This window comes from Maritimimonas sp. 2405UD52-3 (assembly GCF_056591715.1).
Genome location: NZ_JBWQOL010000005.1, coordinates 193383 through 211684, shown reverse-complemented (window position 1 = coordinate 211684; position 18302 = coordinate 193383). Strand labels below are relative to the sequence as shown.

At 32.3% G+C, this 18302-nt stretch carries 14 protein-coding genes; 6 read left to right on the top strand and 8 right to left on the bottom strand.

Going from position 1 to position 18302, the window contains the following annotated elements; translation table 11 throughout:
- Position 1: 1 nt before the first annotated feature.
- A complete protein-coding gene (locus tag AC1EU5_RS12845) occupies positions 2 to 832 on the bottom strand; it encodes an SAM hydrolase/SAM-dependent halogenase family protein (RefSeq protein ID WP_480192802.1) in 831 nt (276 codons plus the stop codon).
- Between the two features lie 144 nt (positions 833 to 976).
- Between AC1EU5_RS12845 and AC1EU5_RS12840 the strand changes: the two genes are divergently transcribed.
- From AC1EU5_RS12840 to AC1EU5_RS12830, 3 genes are read left to right on the top strand one after another with little or no spacing between them, the layout of a single operon-like run.
- Positions 977 to 1924, top strand: a complete 948-nt coding sequence (locus AC1EU5_RS12840; RefSeq protein ID WP_480192801.1) for a PhoH family protein — start codon at positions 977 to 979, stop codon at positions 1922 to 1924.
- A gap of 49 nt (positions 1925 to 1973) precedes the next feature.
- Positions 1974 to 2930, top strand: coding sequence for a phosphoribosylaminoimidazolesuccinocarboxamide synthase (locus tag AC1EU5_RS12835; RefSeq protein WP_480192917.1), 957 nt, complete (start codon positions 1974 to 1976; stop codon positions 2928 to 2930).
- Positions 2927 to 3331, top strand: coding sequence for a DUF2721 domain-containing protein (locus tag AC1EU5_RS12830; protein ID WP_480192800.1), 405 nt, complete (start codon positions 2927 to 2929; stop codon positions 3329 to 3331). Before AC1EU5_RS12835 ends, AC1EU5_RS12830 begins: the two co-directional genes overlap by 4 nt.
- Here AC1EU5_RS12830 and AC1EU5_RS12825 read toward each other — a convergent pair.
- Positions 3318 to 4532 (bottom strand): aminotransferase class I/II-fold pyridoxal phosphate-dependent enzyme, encoded by a 1215-nt coding sequence (locus tag AC1EU5_RS12825; protein ID WP_480192799.1) that lies wholly within the window; start codon positions 4530 to 4532, stop codon positions 3318 to 3320. The genes AC1EU5_RS12830 and AC1EU5_RS12825 overlap by 14 nt on opposite strands.
- Positions 4533 to 4683: 151 nt before the next feature.
- On the opposite strand from AC1EU5_RS12825, the gene AC1EU5_RS12820 reads away from it, so the two are divergent.
- Positions 4684 to 5142, top strand: a complete 459-nt coding sequence (locus AC1EU5_RS12820; protein WP_480192798.1) for an Lrp/AsnC family transcriptional regulator — start codon at positions 4684 to 4686, stop codon at positions 5140 to 5142.
- A gap of 53 nt (positions 5143 to 5195) precedes the next feature.
- Here AC1EU5_RS12820 and AC1EU5_RS12815 read toward each other — a convergent pair whose 3' ends face one another.
- From AC1EU5_RS12815 to AC1EU5_RS12790, 6 genes are all read right to left on the bottom strand, one after another.
- Complete coding sequence (locus AC1EU5_RS12815) at positions 5196 to 5786, bottom strand: YceI family protein (RefSeq protein WP_480192797.1); 591 nt, start codon at positions 5784 to 5786, stop codon at positions 5196 to 5198.
- A gap of 127 nt (positions 5787 to 5913) precedes the next feature.
- On the bottom strand, positions 5914 to 8181 hold the full coding sequence (locus tag AC1EU5_RS12810) for a M1 family metallopeptidase (RefSeq protein WP_480192796.1): 2268 nt from the start codon (positions 8179 to 8181) through the stop codon (positions 5914 to 5916).
- A 73-nt stretch (positions 8182 to 8254) separates the two neighbouring features.
- On the bottom strand, positions 8255 to 8758 hold the full coding sequence (locus tag AC1EU5_RS12805; RefSeq protein ID WP_480192795.1) for a DUF6702 family protein: 504 nt from the start codon (positions 8756 to 8758) through the stop codon (positions 8255 to 8257).
- 120 nt (positions 8759 to 8878) lie between these two features.
- On the bottom strand, positions 8879 to 9673 hold the full coding sequence (locus AC1EU5_RS12800) for a hypothetical protein (RefSeq protein WP_480192794.1): 795 nt from the start codon (positions 9671 to 9673) through the stop codon (positions 8879 to 8881).
- A gap of 92 nt (positions 9674 to 9765) precedes the next feature.
- Positions 9766 to 10497, bottom strand: coding sequence for a DUF4369 domain-containing protein (locus tag AC1EU5_RS12795; protein ID WP_480192793.1), 732 nt, complete (start codon positions 10495 to 10497; stop codon positions 9766 to 9768).
- A gap of 3 nt (positions 10498 to 10500) precedes the next feature.
- Positions 10501 to 11628: a sugar-transfer associated ATP-grasp domain-containing protein gene (locus tag AC1EU5_RS12790; RefSeq protein ID WP_480192792.1), complete on the bottom strand. Its 1128-nt coding sequence runs from the start codon at positions 11626 to 11628 to the stop codon at positions 10501 to 10503.
- Between the two features lie 559 nt (positions 11629 to 12187).
- On the opposite strand from AC1EU5_RS12790, the gene AC1EU5_RS12785 reads away from it, so the two are divergent.
- Positions 12188 to 16447, top strand: a complete 4260-nt coding sequence (locus AC1EU5_RS12785) for a T9SS type A sorting domain-containing protein (RefSeq protein WP_480192791.1) — start codon at positions 12188 to 12190, stop codon at positions 16445 to 16447.
- Positions 16448 to 17315: 868 nt separating this feature from the next.
- Entirely contained in the window at positions 17316 to 18293 is a 978-nt protein-coding gene (locus AC1EU5_RS12780) for a Gfo/Idh/MocA family protein (RefSeq protein ID WP_480192790.1), read from the top strand.
- The last annotated feature ends 9 nt before the right edge of the window (positions 18294 to 18302 follow it).

Here is an 18302-nt window from a genome sequence, read left to right as displayed (position 1 = left end):
ACTATTTAAATCTAACAGTTATTGTATCTCTATAATCCAATCCTAAAAGGCTAGAAGCACCACCTACAGTCTTTAGATTACTTCTATAAATAGCAATTTCAAGAAAGTTAGCCGAATTAAAAATTGCTAGCCGCTTACCATCATCTTGCCTGTTTTCTGCAGGAATATTAAAATTTACAACTTCATTATACTGTCTTAAGATTTTATTGAAACTATAGTTACGGGCAACAACCTCAAAACCTCGACCTTTACCAATCTCCTGAAATAGTTTTTTACTAATATTACTGATCACATTACCATAATTATCAATATAGATAACACTACCAACAATTTGAGTTTTATCATCGTTTATAGAGGGATGCACTTCAGTTATTTGCTTGTAATTTTGAATTTCTTTACCTATAACGTCTAACGTACCACCTCTGGCGATATGACCAGCTACCTTAACAAACACATCTAAAACGTTAAAGCTGCTTATGAGTCTATCATGAATAGTGATCTCTACTAATTTTTCTGGTCTAAATTCTGATGCAATCATTGAAATAACACCATTATCAGGGCAAATAAAGTAGTGATCATCAAGTAATAAAGCGATGTGCTTGTTTTCATCACTAAGCTCAGAATCTACTCCAATTATATGGATACTTCCTTTCGGGAAATTCTGATAGGCGTTTTTAACAATATATGCAGTTTCTGTAATGTTAAACGGCGAAACTTCATGTGAAATATCAATGACATTAACAGTCTCTAACTCATTGAAAATAGCACCTTTAATTGCTCCTACAAAATGATCTTTAGTTCCAAAATCTGTGGTGAGTGTTATTAATGGCATTTGTTGATTATTTCCTTAAGCCCGTTAAAATCTATTAAAATAATTAGTTAGATTTGTTGTACAAACGTACGTAAATTATCAGTCTTCAAATGCCAGTTTGTGGGCTATTTTTTAACAGATAATAAACATTAAAAAACACTCCATTTGAACGAAAGAACTATTGAGCTTACAGAAATCAATCCTAAAGATTTTTTTGGTACACAGAATAGCAATATTGAGCAATTAAAGAAATATTTTCCGAAGATTAAAGTAGTTGCTAGAGGTAATAAAATTAAAGTTTTTGGTGAAAAAAATTTACTGGATGAATTTGAAATGCGCCTCAAAATGTTGGTAAATCACTTTAACAGATACAATAAACTAGATGAGAATAGCATTGAGCGCTTACTTACTACAAGTGAAAATGAAGAGAAGAGCGAGAAAAAAGGTAATGATGTTTTAGTTCACGGGGTAAGTGGTAAATTGGTAAAAGCTCAAACAGCCAATCAACGTAAAATGGTTGAGTTGATTCAAAAGAATGATTTAATGTTTGCTGTTGGTCCTGCAGGAACAGGCAAAACATATACTGCTGTTGCTTTAGCTGTTAAAGCTTTGAAAGATAAAGAAGTACGACGTATTATTTTAACAAGACCTGCGGTTGAATCTGGTGAAAATTTGGGATTCTTACCTGGCGATTTAAAAGAAAAGCTAGATCCGTATATGCAACCCTTGTACGACGCCTTACGTGATATGATAGCGCCTGAGAAATTACAATCTTATTTAGAGACAGGAGTTATTCAAATAGCACCTTTAGCATTTATGCGTGGGCGTACATTAGATAATGCATTTGTAATTTTAGATGAAGCGCAAAATACGACGCATGCTCAGATGAAAATGTTTTTGACTAGAATGGGTAAGCACGCAAAATTTGTGATTACCGGTGATCCTGGACAAATTGACCTTCCCAGAAAACAAGTATCTGGTCTAAAAGAATCCTTACTAGCCCTTAAGAACATTAAAGGTATAGCTATGGTATATTTAGATGATAAAGATGTTATTCGTCATAAGCTTGTAAAACAAATTATTTCGGCTTATAAGAGTATTGAAACAGAATAATTACTTGTAAAGAACTAAACACAAGAATAGCTTATAACATACCATTTTGATTTTAAATACAGTCAATAAAACCAATTTTCATTTTCCGGACCAAAAATCAGTATACAGAGGAAAAGTACGTGAAGTGTATAATATTAATCATGAGTTATTGGTTATGATTGCCACTGACAGACTGTCCGCTTTTGATGTTATAATGCCACGTCAGATTCCATATAAAGGACAAATCTTAAATCAAATTGCAGCCAAAATGATGAAAGCTACCAAGGATATTGTTCCTAATTGGATATTGGCAACACCAGACCCGAATGTTGCTGTTGGGCATTTATGCGAGCCATTTAAAGTAGAGATGGTTATTAGAGGTTATTTATCAGGTCATGCAGCAAGAGAATACAAATTGGGAAAGAGACTACTATGTGGAGTTGTAATGCCCGAAGGAATGAAGGAGAATGATAAATTTCCGGAGCCTATCATAACCCCTGCTACTAAAGCAGAGGGAGGGGAGCATGATGAAGATATTTCTCGTGAGGATATTATCGCTAAAGGAATAGTTTCAGAAGAAGATTACACCGTTTTAGAAGAATATACGCGAGCTTTGTTTCAAAGAGGTACAGAGTTAGCCTCAGAAAGAAGTTTGATTTTAGTAGATACTAAGTATGAATTTGGTAGGACCATGGATGGAACGATTGTGTTAATTGATGAAATTCATACACCAGATTCTTCACGTTATTTTTACGAAGATGGTTATGAAGAGCGACAAGAAAAGGGTCTACCTCAAAAACAATTGTCTAAGGAATTTGTACGTCAGTGGCTGATTTCAAATGGATTTCAAGGTAAAGAAGGACAGACTGTTCCCAATATGTCAGATGAAAAAGTACTGGAAATTTCAGAACGTTATATCGAGTTGTACGAAAATATTACTGGAGAAGCTTTTGAGCGCTCAGGTCTTTCAAATATTGATCAACGGATAGAAAACAATGTTGTTTCATTTTTAAGCTCTAGGTCATGAGTGATATAACCTTAACTACACCTGGCTTATTGTTTTCAGCTATATCACTGCTATTATTAGCTTATACAAATCGTTTTTTGGCTATAGCTGCTCTTATAAGAAAGCTACATGGAGAAAATCAGAGCGACCCCAATTATTTGGTTTTGGGTCAGATTCAAAACTTACGAAAAAGAGTTCAGCTGATCAAGAATATGCAAATATGGGGAGTTGCAAGCTTGTTTTTATGTGTATTGTGTATGTTCCTGATTTTTGCAGACAATCAAGTAGCAGGAAAATGGGTTTTTGGAGTTGGACTACTTTTTTTATTAATCTCCTTAGGTATTTCCATACAGGAAATTCAAATTTCGGTAAAGGCGTTAAATCTGCATTTAAAGAACATGGATGAGACTAAACTGGAATAGCATTCAATATATTTAGTTCTTCCATACATTGTCGCATAGCTTTATACGTACGTTCAATATCATTATCTAAACCAATCGAAAACCTGATCAACCCGTCTGTTAATCCCATTTCTTGTTGCTCTTCTTCAGGTATTTCTGATGATGTTGCCGTGCCAGGAGCATTGAACAAGGTTTTATAAAAGCCTAAGCTAACTGCCAAATATCCTAAATTACGTTCTTGCATCAATTCCATGAACTCATTGGCTTTTTCAAGTGAGCCAACGTCAAGAGCAAGCATGCCACCATAGCCATATTCTTCATTAATCATTTTTTTAATGAGTTGGTGTTGTTTATGACTTTCTAGCCCTGGATAGATGATCTTTAAACCATCCTTTTCAAACATTTTTGACAGATACATGGCATTTTCACTATGTTTTTTGATTCTAATGTGTAGTGTTCTTAAGTTTTTCAAAACACTAGCAGCACGCAGACTATCCATTACAGGGCCTAATAGCATTGAGGCTCCATCATTTACATTTCGCAATTCATTGATGAAATTTTGTGTTCCGCAGATAACACCTCCTACAGTATCACTAGAACCATTAATAAACTTGGTTAAGCTATGGATCACAACATCTGCACCTAGTTTAGCAGGTGAAATGTTCAAAGGTGAAAATGTGTTATCAACTACTAACTTTAAGTTATACTTTTTTGCCAAATCAGCTAAAGCAGGAATATCTGCTATTTCTAGCAAAGGATTGCTCACGGTTTCGCAATAAATAACTTTAGTATTTTTATTGATAGCGGCTTCTACTTTTTCAAGATTGGTAATGTCAACAAAGGTGTTTTGAATATTGAATTTTGGAATGAAATTCTTTAAAAAAGCATAAGTGCCTCCATAGATAGTTCTAGCTGATACTATATGGTCACCCGCACCACATAACTGCAATAAAACGGGAGTAATGGCTCCCATACCTGAAGCTGATACATTAGCTGTTTCGGTACCTTCCATAGCTGCTAGAGCTTCTCCTAAATATAAATTACTTGGGCTGCTATGCCGTGAATATAAGTAACAGCCTTCTGAATTCCCTTCAAAGGTATCAGCCATTGATTTAGCTGCTAAAAATGTATAAGTCGAAGAATCTGAAATAGAAGGATTGATCCCGCCAAATTCCCCAAAGTATTGTAGGTCTTGAATCTTATCTGCTGGCTTAAATTTCATAATTGTAATTTTAGTCAAATTTACCAATGTGTTGATAAAATATCAATATATAAATATAATTATAGAAATATAATCTAATAAATTAGTATTATTTAAATTTAAAATCTAATTATTATTCGTAATTTTATAGATAGTTAGAAAAATTTTCGCAATGGATTTAGATAGTATCGATAAAAAACTCTTAATACTACTTCAAAAAAACAGCAAGGCCACAACTAAATGGTTGTCATTGCAATTGAACTTGTCTGCTACTGCAGTTTATGAGCGTATAAAGAAATTAGAAAGGGTAGGGGTGATTGAAAAATATATGGCCGTACTGAATAAGGAAAAAGTGAACAAAAGCTTTACGGTACTTTGTCATTTAAAATTAGTTCAGCATAGTCATGAGTACCTTACGAAGTTTGAAAAAGAAGTCATTGAGCTTGATGAAGTATTGGAATGTTTTAATGTGAGCGGTGAATATGATTATATTTTGAAAGTTATAGTTAAAAATATGAAAGCTTATAGAGCTTTTATTAATGAAAAATTAACCAGATTAGAGCATATAGGTAGTACGCATAGTACATTCATTATTAGTGAATTAAAGAATAGTGCTGAAATACCGGTATAAAAAAAACAGTCCCGAGTACTCGGGACTGGTTTTTTAAGTGTGTATCGTTTTTATTATTTAGCTGCTTTTACTTTTACTGTAATGACAATATCGTCGTATATCAATTTATTCTTTAGGTTATCAAAGAATTTTCCTGACCTGAATCTAATATCCCACTTCGTTCTATCAATTTTGAATTCACCACTAGTAAGTATAACTGTTCCGTTACGCTCATCAACATCAGCCAAAAAGTCAACATCATTGGTAATTCCTTTAATAGTTAGTTGTCCTTTTACTAAGGTTTTTCCATCTTTAACTTCGCTTCCAGTGATCTTATATGCGCCAGCGGTATGATTTGCTACATCAAAAAAATCCTTTGATTTTAAATGATCAACTAATTTTTGATTGTTCTTACCTGGTTTTATATCTAGTACTTTAATGGTGTTCATATCAATTGTAAAGTCACCACCTATTAGCTTCCCTTCTTCAAACATAAAATTTCCTTTTGAAATAGATAGCGTACCATTATGAGTTTTACCCGGTCTAGAAGCCGCCCATGTGATCACAGAATCTTCTACACTCGCAATATAATTTGTAGATTCAATTGCTTTGAAAGACATAAAGGCAAAACTAACTACTAACAATACTATTATTATTTTCTTCATTTTTTTCAATATTTTTTATTTCTACAGTAATAGTCGTATAAAAAGTCACTCATTACAAGTATGTATAATGAAAAAAAGCACCTTTAAAATGATTCTAAAGATGCTTTCTTACTAAAAAAGGGGAATATTAATTTTTCAACTCTTTTTTGAACTGGTCAAATTGAGATTCTTGTTCTTGCTTTGGCCAACTGTTATTGGTCATATCTATATCTGCAGTTTCTAAATCAGGATCAACAATTATATTTGTAATCTTTTTTGCCGAACGATAGACTTTAGTTACTTCTTTGTCATGCTTATTCCACACCTGAGCTGGGTATTTTTCTTTTACCTTTTCACCATCTTCGTAAGTTATTTCAACAATTAAAGGTAATACAAGCCCACCTGGTTTTTCATATGTAACCTCATAAAAGTAGTTTGGAGCTTCCTTTAACTGTTTCTTCTCTTCTTCAGATAAAGCAGTTAAATGATCATTTAAAAATTTGAATTCATCTACTTTTTTGGCATTTTCCGCTTTTACAGGATCACCTTCAGCAAAATATACAAGCTTATCTTTATAATCTGCTAGATTCATTCCGTAGCGTTTAGCCAAATCTTTAGCTTGCTCAGTTGGTTGATCTGTTAAATAGAAACTCTTCACATTTTTTACACCTTGATCATTATAATCAGTTGTGTAAAACCACCCTCTCCAGAACCAGTCAAGGTCCATAGCAGAAGCATCTTCCATAGTTCTAAAGAAATCAGCAGGTGTTGGGTGTTTGAATTTCCAGCGTTTAGAGTAGGTTCTAAATGCGTAGTCAAATAGTTCTGGACCCATAATGGTCTCGCGCAACATCCATAAACCGGCAGCGGGTTTAGTATAAGCATTTGGTCCAAAGTTATATACATTATCACCTTGAGACATTATTGGTGATAAACGATCTTGATCAATACTCATATAACGCACAATGTCTTTGGGTAGATTACCTGTATCGAAATTTGGATCATAGTCATATTCTGCAATCATTTCCACAAAAGAATTAATCCCTTCATCCATCCACGTCCAACGGCGCTCATCAGAATTTACAATCATAGGAAAGAAATTATGACCAACTTCATGTGTAATAACACCTATCATTCCATTTTTAACACGATCTGAATAGGTTCCATCAGGGTTAGGGCGACCATAATTAAAACATATCATAGGGTACTCCATACCTTGGCGCTTAGCGTGAACAGATATAGCTTTACTATATGGATAATCAAATGTCATTTTAGAATATTCTTCAAGCGTATTTGCAACTACTCTTGTAGAATGTTCTTCCCACAATGGGTTACCTTCTTTAGGATAGAGAGAGACAGCCATTACCTTTTTACCATTAATGTCTACTGCCATAGCATCCCAGATATATTTACGAGAAGAAGCGAAAGCAAAATCACGAACATTATTGGCTTTAAAGTGCCATGTTTTTTCTTTATCAGTACGACTTTTTTCTGCTACTTCAGCCTCTTCTTGTGTTACAATAAAAACTGGATCTTTATAAGAATTTCTTGCTTGCTCCCAGCGCTTACGCTGTTCTCTTGATAAAACTTCTTTCTCGTTTTGCAATTCACCAGTAGCGTCTACAATATGGTCAGCTGGTACAGTTAATTTTACATCGTAGTTACCGAACTCTAAGGCCCACTCACTACGCCCCCAGAATTGCATATTTTGCCATCCTTCTACATTATCATAAACGCAAAGTCTAGGAAAAAACTGAGCAATTGTATAATTGTTATTACCATCAGGAAAAGCTTCATAACCAGATCTACCTCCAATTTCTACATACGGAGGAACATTATACCACCATTTAATTTTAAAAACGAATTTACCACCAGATGCAAGAGGCTGTGATAGGTTAATGCGCATCATGGTCCTATTGATAGTATGTGAAAGTGGAGAGCCATCTACATTCAAAACAGATTCTATTTTAAAGCCGCCTTCAAAAGGCTTCTTCAAATTGTTTTTTGTAAACGTTACTGGCCCATTAAAAGCTGTATTACCTAAACTTTCAGCTTGAGCTAATGGAGTTTGTGAGTCAGGTGCACGCATGTTTTGATCTAATTGCACCCATAAATATTCTAAAGCATCTTTAGAATTGTTATGATATGTAATTGTTTCATCACCATAAATGCGATTGGTACCTTCCTCAACTCTAATATCCATTACATAATCAACTTGCTGCTGCGTATATTCATGCCCAGGGGCTCCAGAAGCTGTATGTTGAGAATTAGGCGTTGGCAATTCTTCGTTTAATTGCCTGAATTTACTTTTGTTATAGTGCCCTGGTTTTCTTTCTTCTTTCTCTTGTTGTTCTTGAGCAAAAGCAATAGAAGTTATTAAAAAGAAAGATAACAATAGATAGCTTAGTCTTCTCATTTATTTTGATTTAATACTTTTCAATTTTGCTGCCCGAAAATACTCATTTTCGGTTGAGGTGTGTTAATTTTAGTTAAAACTTTAACAAATCTTTATCATTATCTGAAGTTAATATAAAAGACTTTTTTTTATTGTTAATTTTTAATTTGATGATGTTTTGTTGATCAGGAAAATGATCCATCAGAATTCTATTTTGAACTTCAATAGATTTTATTTCTGGAACATTTTCTATCTCGGCAAACAAGTAAACAACATCATTGTCATATTTTTTTCCTAGGTATTTAAATTTGTAGCTCTTACCATTAATCTCAATTTTCAGAAAATCATTTAAATAACTGTGTATAAATACATTAGAATCTTTTATTTCACTTTCTGTATGAAGCTCAAAAGATTTACCATTTATTTGACTTAAGGCCAATTCTAAATCATCAATGAAAATTCTTGAAGTAATCTGAACGGATTTAGAACTAGTAATATAATCTACATTGGTAAGGCTTAGATAATACTTGTGTGTTGAAAAGGACAACGATACAATTAACGCGCTCACAATGATAAAACATGTAGTTATTTTCTTCATATACTAACTATAGATTTAGGAAGATGAAAACAAGAATCATTCCTAAATATATTTTCAGATGTAAAGGTATATTTTCAAATTCAATGATTGCAACCATTATAGAAATTTAATAAGCATCAATTATTCTTTGCTTTTAAGTTCTAAATACACATTCCGTTCTTTTAAAAACACATCTGTAATTTCTAGAAATCTACCATCATAATATAGATCTACAATATTCTTTTTATAACAATGGTCTAAAAAATAATCAATTTCTTCATTTGGTATTTTTAGCTGATTTGTAAAAAAACTATCTTTAAAACGAGTTCTTATATTTTGTAGGTCTTCCTGTTTTTTTACATTGAATTTATCTGCTTCAAGATGCTTTGACAGTTTTCTGTCAGCTTTTCTCTTTCCGGAAAGGATATAATATAAATTGTTAATTCCTCCTTTTTTACCTAATAGAGGCCCTATTAATAATGCGTCTAAAATAGCTATAGGAACACTAGCTGAAGAATGTCCGTTTAGCCTAGCTTCAAGTCTATTTAGAGGTTTCTTACCAGCATTGGGGAGATTTAAACTTTTGGCTATGTTTTCCGTTTTTTTAACCTCTATCTCAGTAATTTGATTGATTTTGGGGTTTAATTTAACAGAGATAATTAGTCTTTTGAAATCTGTATTCTTAATAATAATTTCTTTTCTTTCAAACTGTATAGCTGAAAAGAGTAGCGTGTCATTTAGTTTAACAGAAATTTGAAATTCACCAAATTTATTACTTATGGTAGCCTTTCTAGAGTTTTTATTGATTACATGAATGTCATCAACGGATAGGGAATCTGCAATGATAATTCCATTTACGGTTTTTCTTTCATTTTGTGAATGCAGTGAGAAGAATAAAGATAAAAATATGAAGGTAAAAAGTAATCCTTTTGGCATTCAGTATGGTTTGGTACCACAAATTAAGGTTCATAACTCACAAGAAAATATTAAAGCTATTATAAACTTATGTTAAATGCTAGGTGTCCAAATTAATTTGGAATCGAATCAAAACTTGTATTGAATTCAAGGAATTCTAATACATGTTTTGCATGATCTCCCTTTTTAACTTCTTCTGAAAAGTTATTGTAAACTGACTGCACTTCGCCAAAATCTAAATCAGGAGTTTTCAGCAATGAATGCAATATGATACTTGAGACAAAAGAATTAGGATATTGTTTAGCGTAATTCAGACTGTGTTCAAGATTTTCTTTTTCAATTGCTTTTATTTTATTATTTATTTCTTTAAGTTTTTCTAAATTATTTTCTGCGCGTGCTTTTTGAAATTGAGGGTACAGATCATTAATTTTAGAAGTGATTTCTTGTGATTTTTCGCGAAATAATTTTAATTCATTATTTAGTTTTGAACCTGTAATAATAGTTTTGTTTAAACTATCTATATATACAATTGATGTTGTACCCTCTTCTAAAATGAAGAATATGTTTTTGTTGTCTTCTAATTTTATATTATGAATTGATGGATACTTTATATTGCCTCTAAAGATAGCTTTATGATTTTGCAATTTTGAAGAATCTATTGAAAGAGTAGTGCCTTGTTTTCTTAATTGCAGTTTAAGATTGTCTTCAACCCCGTGGGCGATTATTTCAACAACAAAGTTAGATTCTTTGGGTGAAGAAGTATGGTTTTTGCATGAAGCTAATAACACTAAAATAAGTGTAATGAATTTTTCAGAAAAGTTTCTTGGAAAAATATTAACTAACATGAGTTATATTTCATAATCTATTTTTATCGTTTTAGTGTTTTTAAGACAGAAATCAATTATCTCATTCGTAAAATCCTTAAAAAGAGGTCCATTGCACATCTGATGAATATTAATTCCAATATTTCGATTATTTACTTCAATCATTTTTACATTACCATTAATATCAAGACACATGTCATGACCTAATAATCTTTGATAAGGAAATTTATTAGCGTTCTTTTTTACAACTGCTTTCATTTCATTAAAATTTGGAATTATCTTATCACTAAAATTTACGTTATTATAAGAAAATGATTTCTTTCCATGTTTGTTAGTAACGAACTCATTTAATTTACCCGAGTTAATATCTATACCACATATGGTACCGTCAGAAGATAAATTGTCTACAACAGCTCCGGGTTGGCCAATTCGTAAAATTGCATCTAGAATTTTTACTTCATTATCTATGACAGATCTGTAAGTGAAAAACCTTGTGGTATTCAATGAAGATTGGTTGAATTGACTAAAAAAGGAATGTTGGTCCATATATTCTTGTACCACAAAGTTATCCCCAAGTAAATTTCTTAACTCTTGTAAAGAAAACTCATGATTATTTTTATCCAACCACCGGTCATTTTTCAATTCATAAACAACAATTCCTTTACCACCTCCAGAATCAAACGATTTTTTGCAAATTATTTTTTCATATTTGGTAAGGCTTAAGTCTATATATTTTTCAGGATTTTTAATGTAATTATAATCTTCATCATAATATATACCATTAATTTTTCGAAAAATTGTTTTGGGTAATATTTCAGAATCAAAATCTTTTGAATAGACATTTTTATCAGAATATGCTAGTGCAAACGAAGCATTATTTAACGTTGGCTCAACTTTGTTATAATAAGTTTGTTCTGAAATGTATCTAAAGTCTTCAATATTATTAATTTTTGTGTAAACCTCTAACCATTTTGTACTGTGGTTTTTATCAATCTTTCTCCATAAATCTAAATTTTTCTTCCTGATAGATGACTTAGTTTCACTCTTTTTTATTCCAAGGTTTTTTCTTAAAAAATTTATTTTTTTAAAAGTGTCATATTTTATTTTCTGTGTCAGCAAAAATGAAATAACCTTTTTCAATATTCTTTTCATTACAATTTATTTTACAATGTCAGTCCATTAATATTATGATGAGGGTAAAAATACATTTTTTATTCATAGACATTTTAAATACTTGAATGCTATTATAAAAGTAATTAAAGATGTTGTAACCTCTAATAGTTCTTATTACTTACAATTTAATGTTGAAGTATTACTTCATAAGAGTTAGGTTCTGAAACTTGGACAAAAAGTACAAGAGGACAGTAAATATTCTGTTTAAAATAAAAATGGTTTTTAACAAAGCACATTACTTATTAACAATATAGGTTAATTTACCTAATAGTCTAATTGTCTTTAGATTTTCTTCAGATTTATAAAATACTTTCGCTTCGTTTTAATGGAATATTCTATAGATTTAATTGTAAGAACAATTTATTTGTATTTTTTTCGTTCTATTGAGACGTCGCTACGAAAAAAGAAATCCGTTCATTTTATATCAACCCTCCCCTAAAATATTGATTCTTAGGAATTTATAATTTTTTAGGTTAGATATATTTATGCGTAAAAAAACTATTAACAACAAATTATTAATTGTTTTATAAGGTTTCTTATGATAAAAAGAATATTCTTAATCTTACTTTTTGGATGTATAAATTTTAGTTTTTTATATGCTAATTCTACACCTATTTTGTCTAACTTTAGAGTAGAAAACGTTCAAAAAAGCAGGGTTTATTTTGATAGTAGTGTTCCGCTTGAGGGTACATCGGCAACTACAACAGGTTTTGTTATTAGTGGTAAAACAATAAGTTCAATAACACTTTCTTCCAATCAAACTACCGGGCACTATTTTACTGTCTCATCTCCGTTTAATTATTGGGATAATAATACTATCAGGTATGAGGGTGGTAGTGATATAGGTATTCATAATTTTTCATTACAATATGTCGATAACCTCATTAGTGAACCTGAAGCTGCAATAATTCGTTATGTTTCAGTAAACGGATCAGGTAATCATGATGGAACTAGTGAAGAGAATGCCTGGACTTTGCAGGAGGCAGAAGATAATTCTACAGGTGGTATGACCATATATGTAAAAGCAGGAAACTATGGGGGTGATCAATTGCTTTTAAGCTCTGGTAAAGTTACATCTGCAAATAACCCTATTAAATTTATAGGTTATAAGAATACTCCAGGAGATATTACATCCATGTATTACAGCTATCAACAAGGAGCTCCAAAAACACTAGACCCATCAGAAATGCCACTAATTCATAATTGGAACAGAACTATTAGCAGTGGCTTAATCAGAATTAGAACCAGCTATATTATCATAAGAAACTTTCAAGCTAACGAAGGAGCGTATAATTTTGAGGTTAATGGAGGAGGTAAACAAGGTGTCGTTTTCGATAATTGCTTATCTATGATAGCAATAAGTACTAGATCCGGTTTTGCGTCTCAAGCATCTCATTCAAGAATTAGAATAATTAACTCTGTAAGTATTAATGCTGAAATGGCTGGAATATATGCAGCAGGAGATTTTAATTTAGTTGAAAACTGTAAAGTTTTTAGTGACGAGTTAGGGGGAGGACCTGCGTCTGATTATTATATGTTTTTGAATGGTTCTAATAATATAATGAGGGAGTCATATTCTGAAAGGGTTGTGGATGATAGTCATGGGGGTCATGGTATTGGAATAAAAACACAAGGTGTTGGACAACTCGCGTATTACAACTTAATAGAAAATACTACTACTATTGGTTCAATTCAAGGTGTAGAATTAAGGCATGAAGAAGTTAAATACAATGTTGTTAGAAATGTAAAATTTTTAAGTGGTAACATAACAATGGATGCTGAAAATGAACCCGGAGGAATCATCTTCAGAGATGATGCGAGCTATAATAGGGTTGAAAATTGTGTATTCAGGGGATTGGAGCGTGGTTTAAGATTTAGGGATAACAGTGAAGAAGGTAGTCAGCCATCAGGCAGGTACAATACTATTATAAACTGCACTTTTGATGATTTAGAGCAAGCTATAGGAGCTTCTTCAGGCACTATTGCTACTGTTTTAAATACTAAAATTATAAATTGTACTTTCAATAATATCATAAAGATGTATTCTGACATTGGAAATAAAATGCAGGATAATAACAATGAGATGGTTAATTGTATTATTACTAATGTTGATGAAAGGTTTGGAGGTTGGGGAGAAAATCCACAAGAGCATAGAGGCTTTAAAGAAACTTATTGTGCTTATAATAATAACGGATTTAACTCGCCAAGCGGGGTTGGAAATATAGATGTAGATCCATTATTTGTTAATATATCTGCTGGAAATTTTATGCTGCAAGAGAATTCACCTGTGAAAGATTCAGGTTCAGATAGATCAGAAGTTAATTATGATATAGATGGGATGGAAAGGTCTAATGGAAGGTATTCTATGGGGGCTTATGAAGATACTGCACCTACAACAGGGGCCGTTTCACCTAGCTCATCAACAATTTGTGATGGAGAAAGTGTAACTTTAGTTGCCTCAGGTGGTACATCTTATTCATGGAATACAGGAGAAACTACAGCTAGTATAACGGTTAGCCCTTCAAGTACAACTACCTATACAGTGACTGTTACAAATGGTAGCGATTCTGATTCTCATGATGCTGAAGTTACAGTTAACGAGTCACCTTCTGTAGATTTAGGTGCAGATCAATCCATTTGTTATGGAGAAACTGTTACCCTAACAGCTAACGGTACAGGTGATTTTTTATGGAATACTGGGGATACAACTGCAAGCATTACAGTAAGCCCAACAACAACAACAACTTATAGCGTGACAGCCAATAATTCGTGTAGTTCTGATGCAACAGATGAAGTTGTTGTAACTGTAAATCCTGAAATTGAATTAGCAGTTGACGGTGATGTTAATATTTGTGTAGGCGAAACTACCACTTTAACTGCAACTGGGAATGGAGATTTTTTATGGAGTACTGGAGAAACAACACCGAGTATAACGGTTCAGCCAAATAGTACTACAACCTATACAGTTACATCTAGTTTAGGCGCATGTTCAGAGAATGAGAGTATTGAGGTAACAGTAAATACTCCACCATCGGTTGATGCAGGATCAGATCAGACGATTTGTGAAGGAGAGACAGTTACACTGACCGCTACAGGAGAGGGTAATTTTTTATGGAGTACAGGAGAAACTACAGCAAGCATTCAAGTGAGTCCTACAAGTACAACTACCTATACGGTAACAGCTAGTAATTCATGTTCAACAGATATTAGTGATGACGTGATAGTTACAGTTTCACCATCGGTAGACTTAACGGTAAGTTCAGATGTTGCTATTTGTGAGGGTGAGACGGTAACCTTAACTGCTACTAGTAATGAATCTGTGACCTGGAATACTGGAGAAACTACAGCAAGTATTCAAGTGAGCCCTACAAGTACAACAACTTATTCCGTTACTTCTGGTAATGGTAACTGTTCAGAGACAGAGGAAGTGACCGTAACGGTAAGTAATGCTGTAAGTGTTGACGCTGGTTCAGATGTATCAATTTGTGAGGGAGAGACAGTTACACTGACCGCTACAGGAGAGGGTAATTTTTTGTGGAGTACAGGTGAAACTACAGCAAGTATTCAAGTGAGCCCTACAAGTACAACCACTTATACGGTAACAGCTAGTAATTCATGTTCAACAGATGTTAGTGATGACGTTATAGTTACAGTTTCACCATCGGTAGACTTAACGGTAAGTTCAGATGTTGCTATTTGTGAGGGTGATACAGTAACCTTAACAGCTACTAGTAATGAATCTGTAACCTGGAATACTGGAGAAACTACAGCAAGTATTCAAGTGAGCCCTACAAGTACAACAACTTATTCCGTTACTTCTGGTAATGGTAACTGTTCAGAGACAGAGGAAGTGACCGTAACGGTAAGTAATGCTGTAAGTGTTGACGCTGGTTCAGATGTATCAATTTGTGAGGGAGAGACAGTTACACTGACCGCTACAGGAGAGGGTAATTTTTTGTGGAGTACAGGTGAAACTACAGCAAGTATTCAAGTGAGTCCTACAAGTACAACCACTTATACAGTAACAGCTAGTAATTCATGTTCAACAGATGCAACAGATGAGGTTGTTGTCGCGGTAGATACTATGCCTAACTTCTCTACTTCTGGTGATGTTACAATAGAAAGTGGTGAAAGTGCTACTTTAACAGTTACTGGCACTGGTAGTTTTTTATGGAATACTGGAGAAACTGCTTCAAGTATTACTGTAAGTCCAAGTACTACTACTACATATACCGTTACTTCAAGTAATGGTAGTTGTGAAGTTGAAGAAAATATCGTAGTAACTGTGGTGGCATCTTCTAACAATCAAGAAGTAATTGCTTATGCTGGCGAAGACATATCAATTTGTGAACCTGAAGAAGATATTGTTTTAACAGCTTCAGGTGGAGATACTTTTTTATGGAGTACAGGTGAAACTACAGCGAGTATAACTGTAAGTCCAGAAGAATCAACTTTATATTCAGTTCGTGTATCTGTAGGAGATTCTTATGACACAGATTATGTCCAGGTATTAATTAATGATTCTCTTTGTCAGTCAGATATTGACAAGTCTTTAAAAATATATCCGATACCAACTCAAAATACGTTAAATGTAGATCTTATTGGTTATAATGATGTAATTGAAATTCAGCTTTTTAATTTAAATGGTGCTCAGGTTTATTCTAAACAAATAGATAGTCAAAGTACATTAAATCAAATAAATCATCAGATAAATATGTCTGAGTTTAATAAGGGAATTTATTTTCTGAGAGTTATGAATTTAGGAATTGTAGAAACAAAAAAAGTTATGGTTATATAGTGAGTTATTATTTATAACTAAATATAACCCATATAATAGTTTATAAAACTGCTCATATTAAGTGAGCAGTTTTTTATTATTAGCCCATTAGTAAAACTTCCTTGTTTGTTAGAAGTTTGCCTTTTAGGTTTTACCGTTTTATTAAATCCGTTTAAATTAAAACCTTTTTTACCATTAAAATTGATTGGTATATAAACATCTCTAAAGTCTTCCAAGCGGACAATGTTTACATAACCAATTGCTCTCTTGAATTAGGAGTAAGAAGGGGAGGGATAAAAGCTCAATTAGAGTTTAATTAAATTCATCACTTTTAGTAGTGGATATTTATTTCTGAAAATGCTATTTAATAATTAATATTTTGAACTTATTCAGCAAGTAAAACCCTTTTCTCGAGCTAATAAATAGGGTTCGAATAATAAAACTTAATTTCTTTTTGTAGCAGTTCTTACGTACATTTTACAATAATTTTCAAATTCTTATTCTCATATTTTATAAGTGTTTAAAGAATCTTCTTGGTATTTAGTAAAATACTAAGTATCTTGCTCGAGTTATAGAAAAAGAAGATATTATGTTACTCCCCTTATTCAAACATTATTTTTTGATTTTAAACCGCTGGTTTTATAATATATTTTAATTTGGTGCCTTTTGTGTAAAATGAAAACATTTTTATTTACTCAATCAAAGTGTCAATCTGTTAATTTTATACTTACCATAGAAAGTTTGTAATTTTATTATTAATACTTTGTCTCACAAAAGTTGGAATAATATTGTATCTTATTTTTTATTAAAAACGTAATTTTGCTTTCAATTATTAAATTTTAAAATTTAGAACAGTAAGTATTCATTAATTATAGATAGTTTCAATTATATGAAAAAATTTGCATTAATAGGAGTTGGTGGTTATATAGCTGTAAGGCATTTAAGAGCCATTAAAGAAACCAACAATGATTTATTGGTGTCTCTAGATAAATTTGATAGTGTTGGTGTTATGGATAGCTATTTTCCTGATGCCGCATTTTTTGTTGAATTTGAAAGATTTGATAGGCATATTGAAAAACTCAGACGAAAAGGAACTAGTTTAGATTATATTAGTATTTGTACTCCTAATTATTTACATGACTCCCATATTAGAATGGCTTTAAGAAGCGGAGCACATGCAATATGTGAAAAACCACTTGTCTTAAACCCATGGAATATAGACGCCTTAGTAGATATTGAAAAACAATACAATAAAAAAGTTTACACAATCTTACAATTAAGACTTCATAAGAGTATTATTGAGTTAAAAGAAAAAATTGAAAATGGACCTAAAGATAAAGTCTACGATGTAGACTTAACATATTTAACTTCAAGAGGTAATTGGTATTATACTTCTTGGAAAGGAGATGTTACAAAGTCTGGAGGTATAGCAACCAATATAGGTATTCACTTTTATGACATGCTCACTTATATATTTGGAGAAGTGAAAAACAATATTGTACATTTACATGAGCATGATCGGGCTGCAGGCTACTTAGAACTTGAAAAGGCTAGAGTAAGATGGTTTTTATCTATTAACTATAATGTCCTTCCAGATGACGTTAAAGAGAAAGGACAAAGAACGTATCGTTCAATAACCGTAGATGGTAAGGAAATAGAATTTAGTGATGGCTTTTTTGATTTACACACAAAAAGTTATGAAGATATAATCAATGGAAAAGGATTTGGATTAGAAGATGCGCGTCAGTCCATAAGTATAGTACATCAAATTCGTAATACAGAATTAAGTCCTTTACTAGGTGATTATCATCCAATGGCGAAATTATCACCTGCTAAGCATCCTTTTAAAAGTAGTAAAGATAAATAATCAACTAAA

Excerpts from the sequence above, each read along its gene's own strand:
- AC1EU5_RS12845 (WP_480192802.1), bottom strand. The coding sequence starts at position 832 with ATGCCATTAATAACACTCACCACAGATTTTGGAACTAAAGATCATTTT.
- AC1EU5_RS12785 (WP_480192791.1), top strand. The coding sequence starts at position 12,188 with ATGATAAAAAGAATATTCTTAATCTTACTTTTTGGATGTATAAATTTT.
- AC1EU5_RS12815 (WP_480192797.1), bottom strand. The coding sequence starts at position 5,786 with ATGAAGAAAATAATAATAGTATTGTTAGTAGTTAGTTTTGCCTTTATG.
- AC1EU5_RS12820 (WP_480192798.1), top strand. The coding sequence starts at position 4,684 with ATGGATTTAGATAGTATCGATAAAAAACTCTTAATACTACTTCAAAAA.
- AC1EU5_RS12810 (WP_480192796.1), bottom strand. The coding sequence starts at position 8,181 with ATGAGAAGACTAAGCTATCTATTGTTATCTTTCTTTTTAATAACTTCT.
- AC1EU5_RS12800 (WP_480192794.1), bottom strand. The coding sequence starts at position 9,673 with ATGCCAAAAGGATTACTTTTTACCTTCATATTTTTATCTTTATTCTTC.
- AC1EU5_RS12805 (WP_480192795.1), bottom strand. The coding sequence starts at position 8,758 with ATGAAGAAAATAACTACATGTTTTATCATTGTGAGCGCGTTAATTGTA.
- AC1EU5_RS12790 (WP_480192792.1), bottom strand. The coding sequence starts at position 11,628 with ATGAAAAGAATATTGAAAAAGGTTATTTCATTTTTGCTGACACAGAAA.
- AC1EU5_RS12825 (WP_480192799.1), bottom strand. The coding sequence starts at position 4,532 with ATGAAATTTAAGCCAGCAGATAAGATTCAAGACCTACAATACTTTGGG.
- AC1EU5_RS12795 (WP_480192793.1), bottom strand. The coding sequence starts at position 10,497 with ATGTTAGTTAATATTTTTCCAAGAAACTTTTCTGAAAAATTCATTACA.
- AC1EU5_RS12780 (WP_480192790.1), top strand. The coding sequence starts at position 17,316 with ATGAAAAAATTTGCATTAATAGGAGTTGGTGGTTATATAGCTGTAAGG.
- AC1EU5_RS12830 (WP_480192800.1), top strand. The coding sequence starts at position 2,927 with ATGAGTGATATAACCTTAACTACACCTGGCTTATTGTTTTCAGCTATA.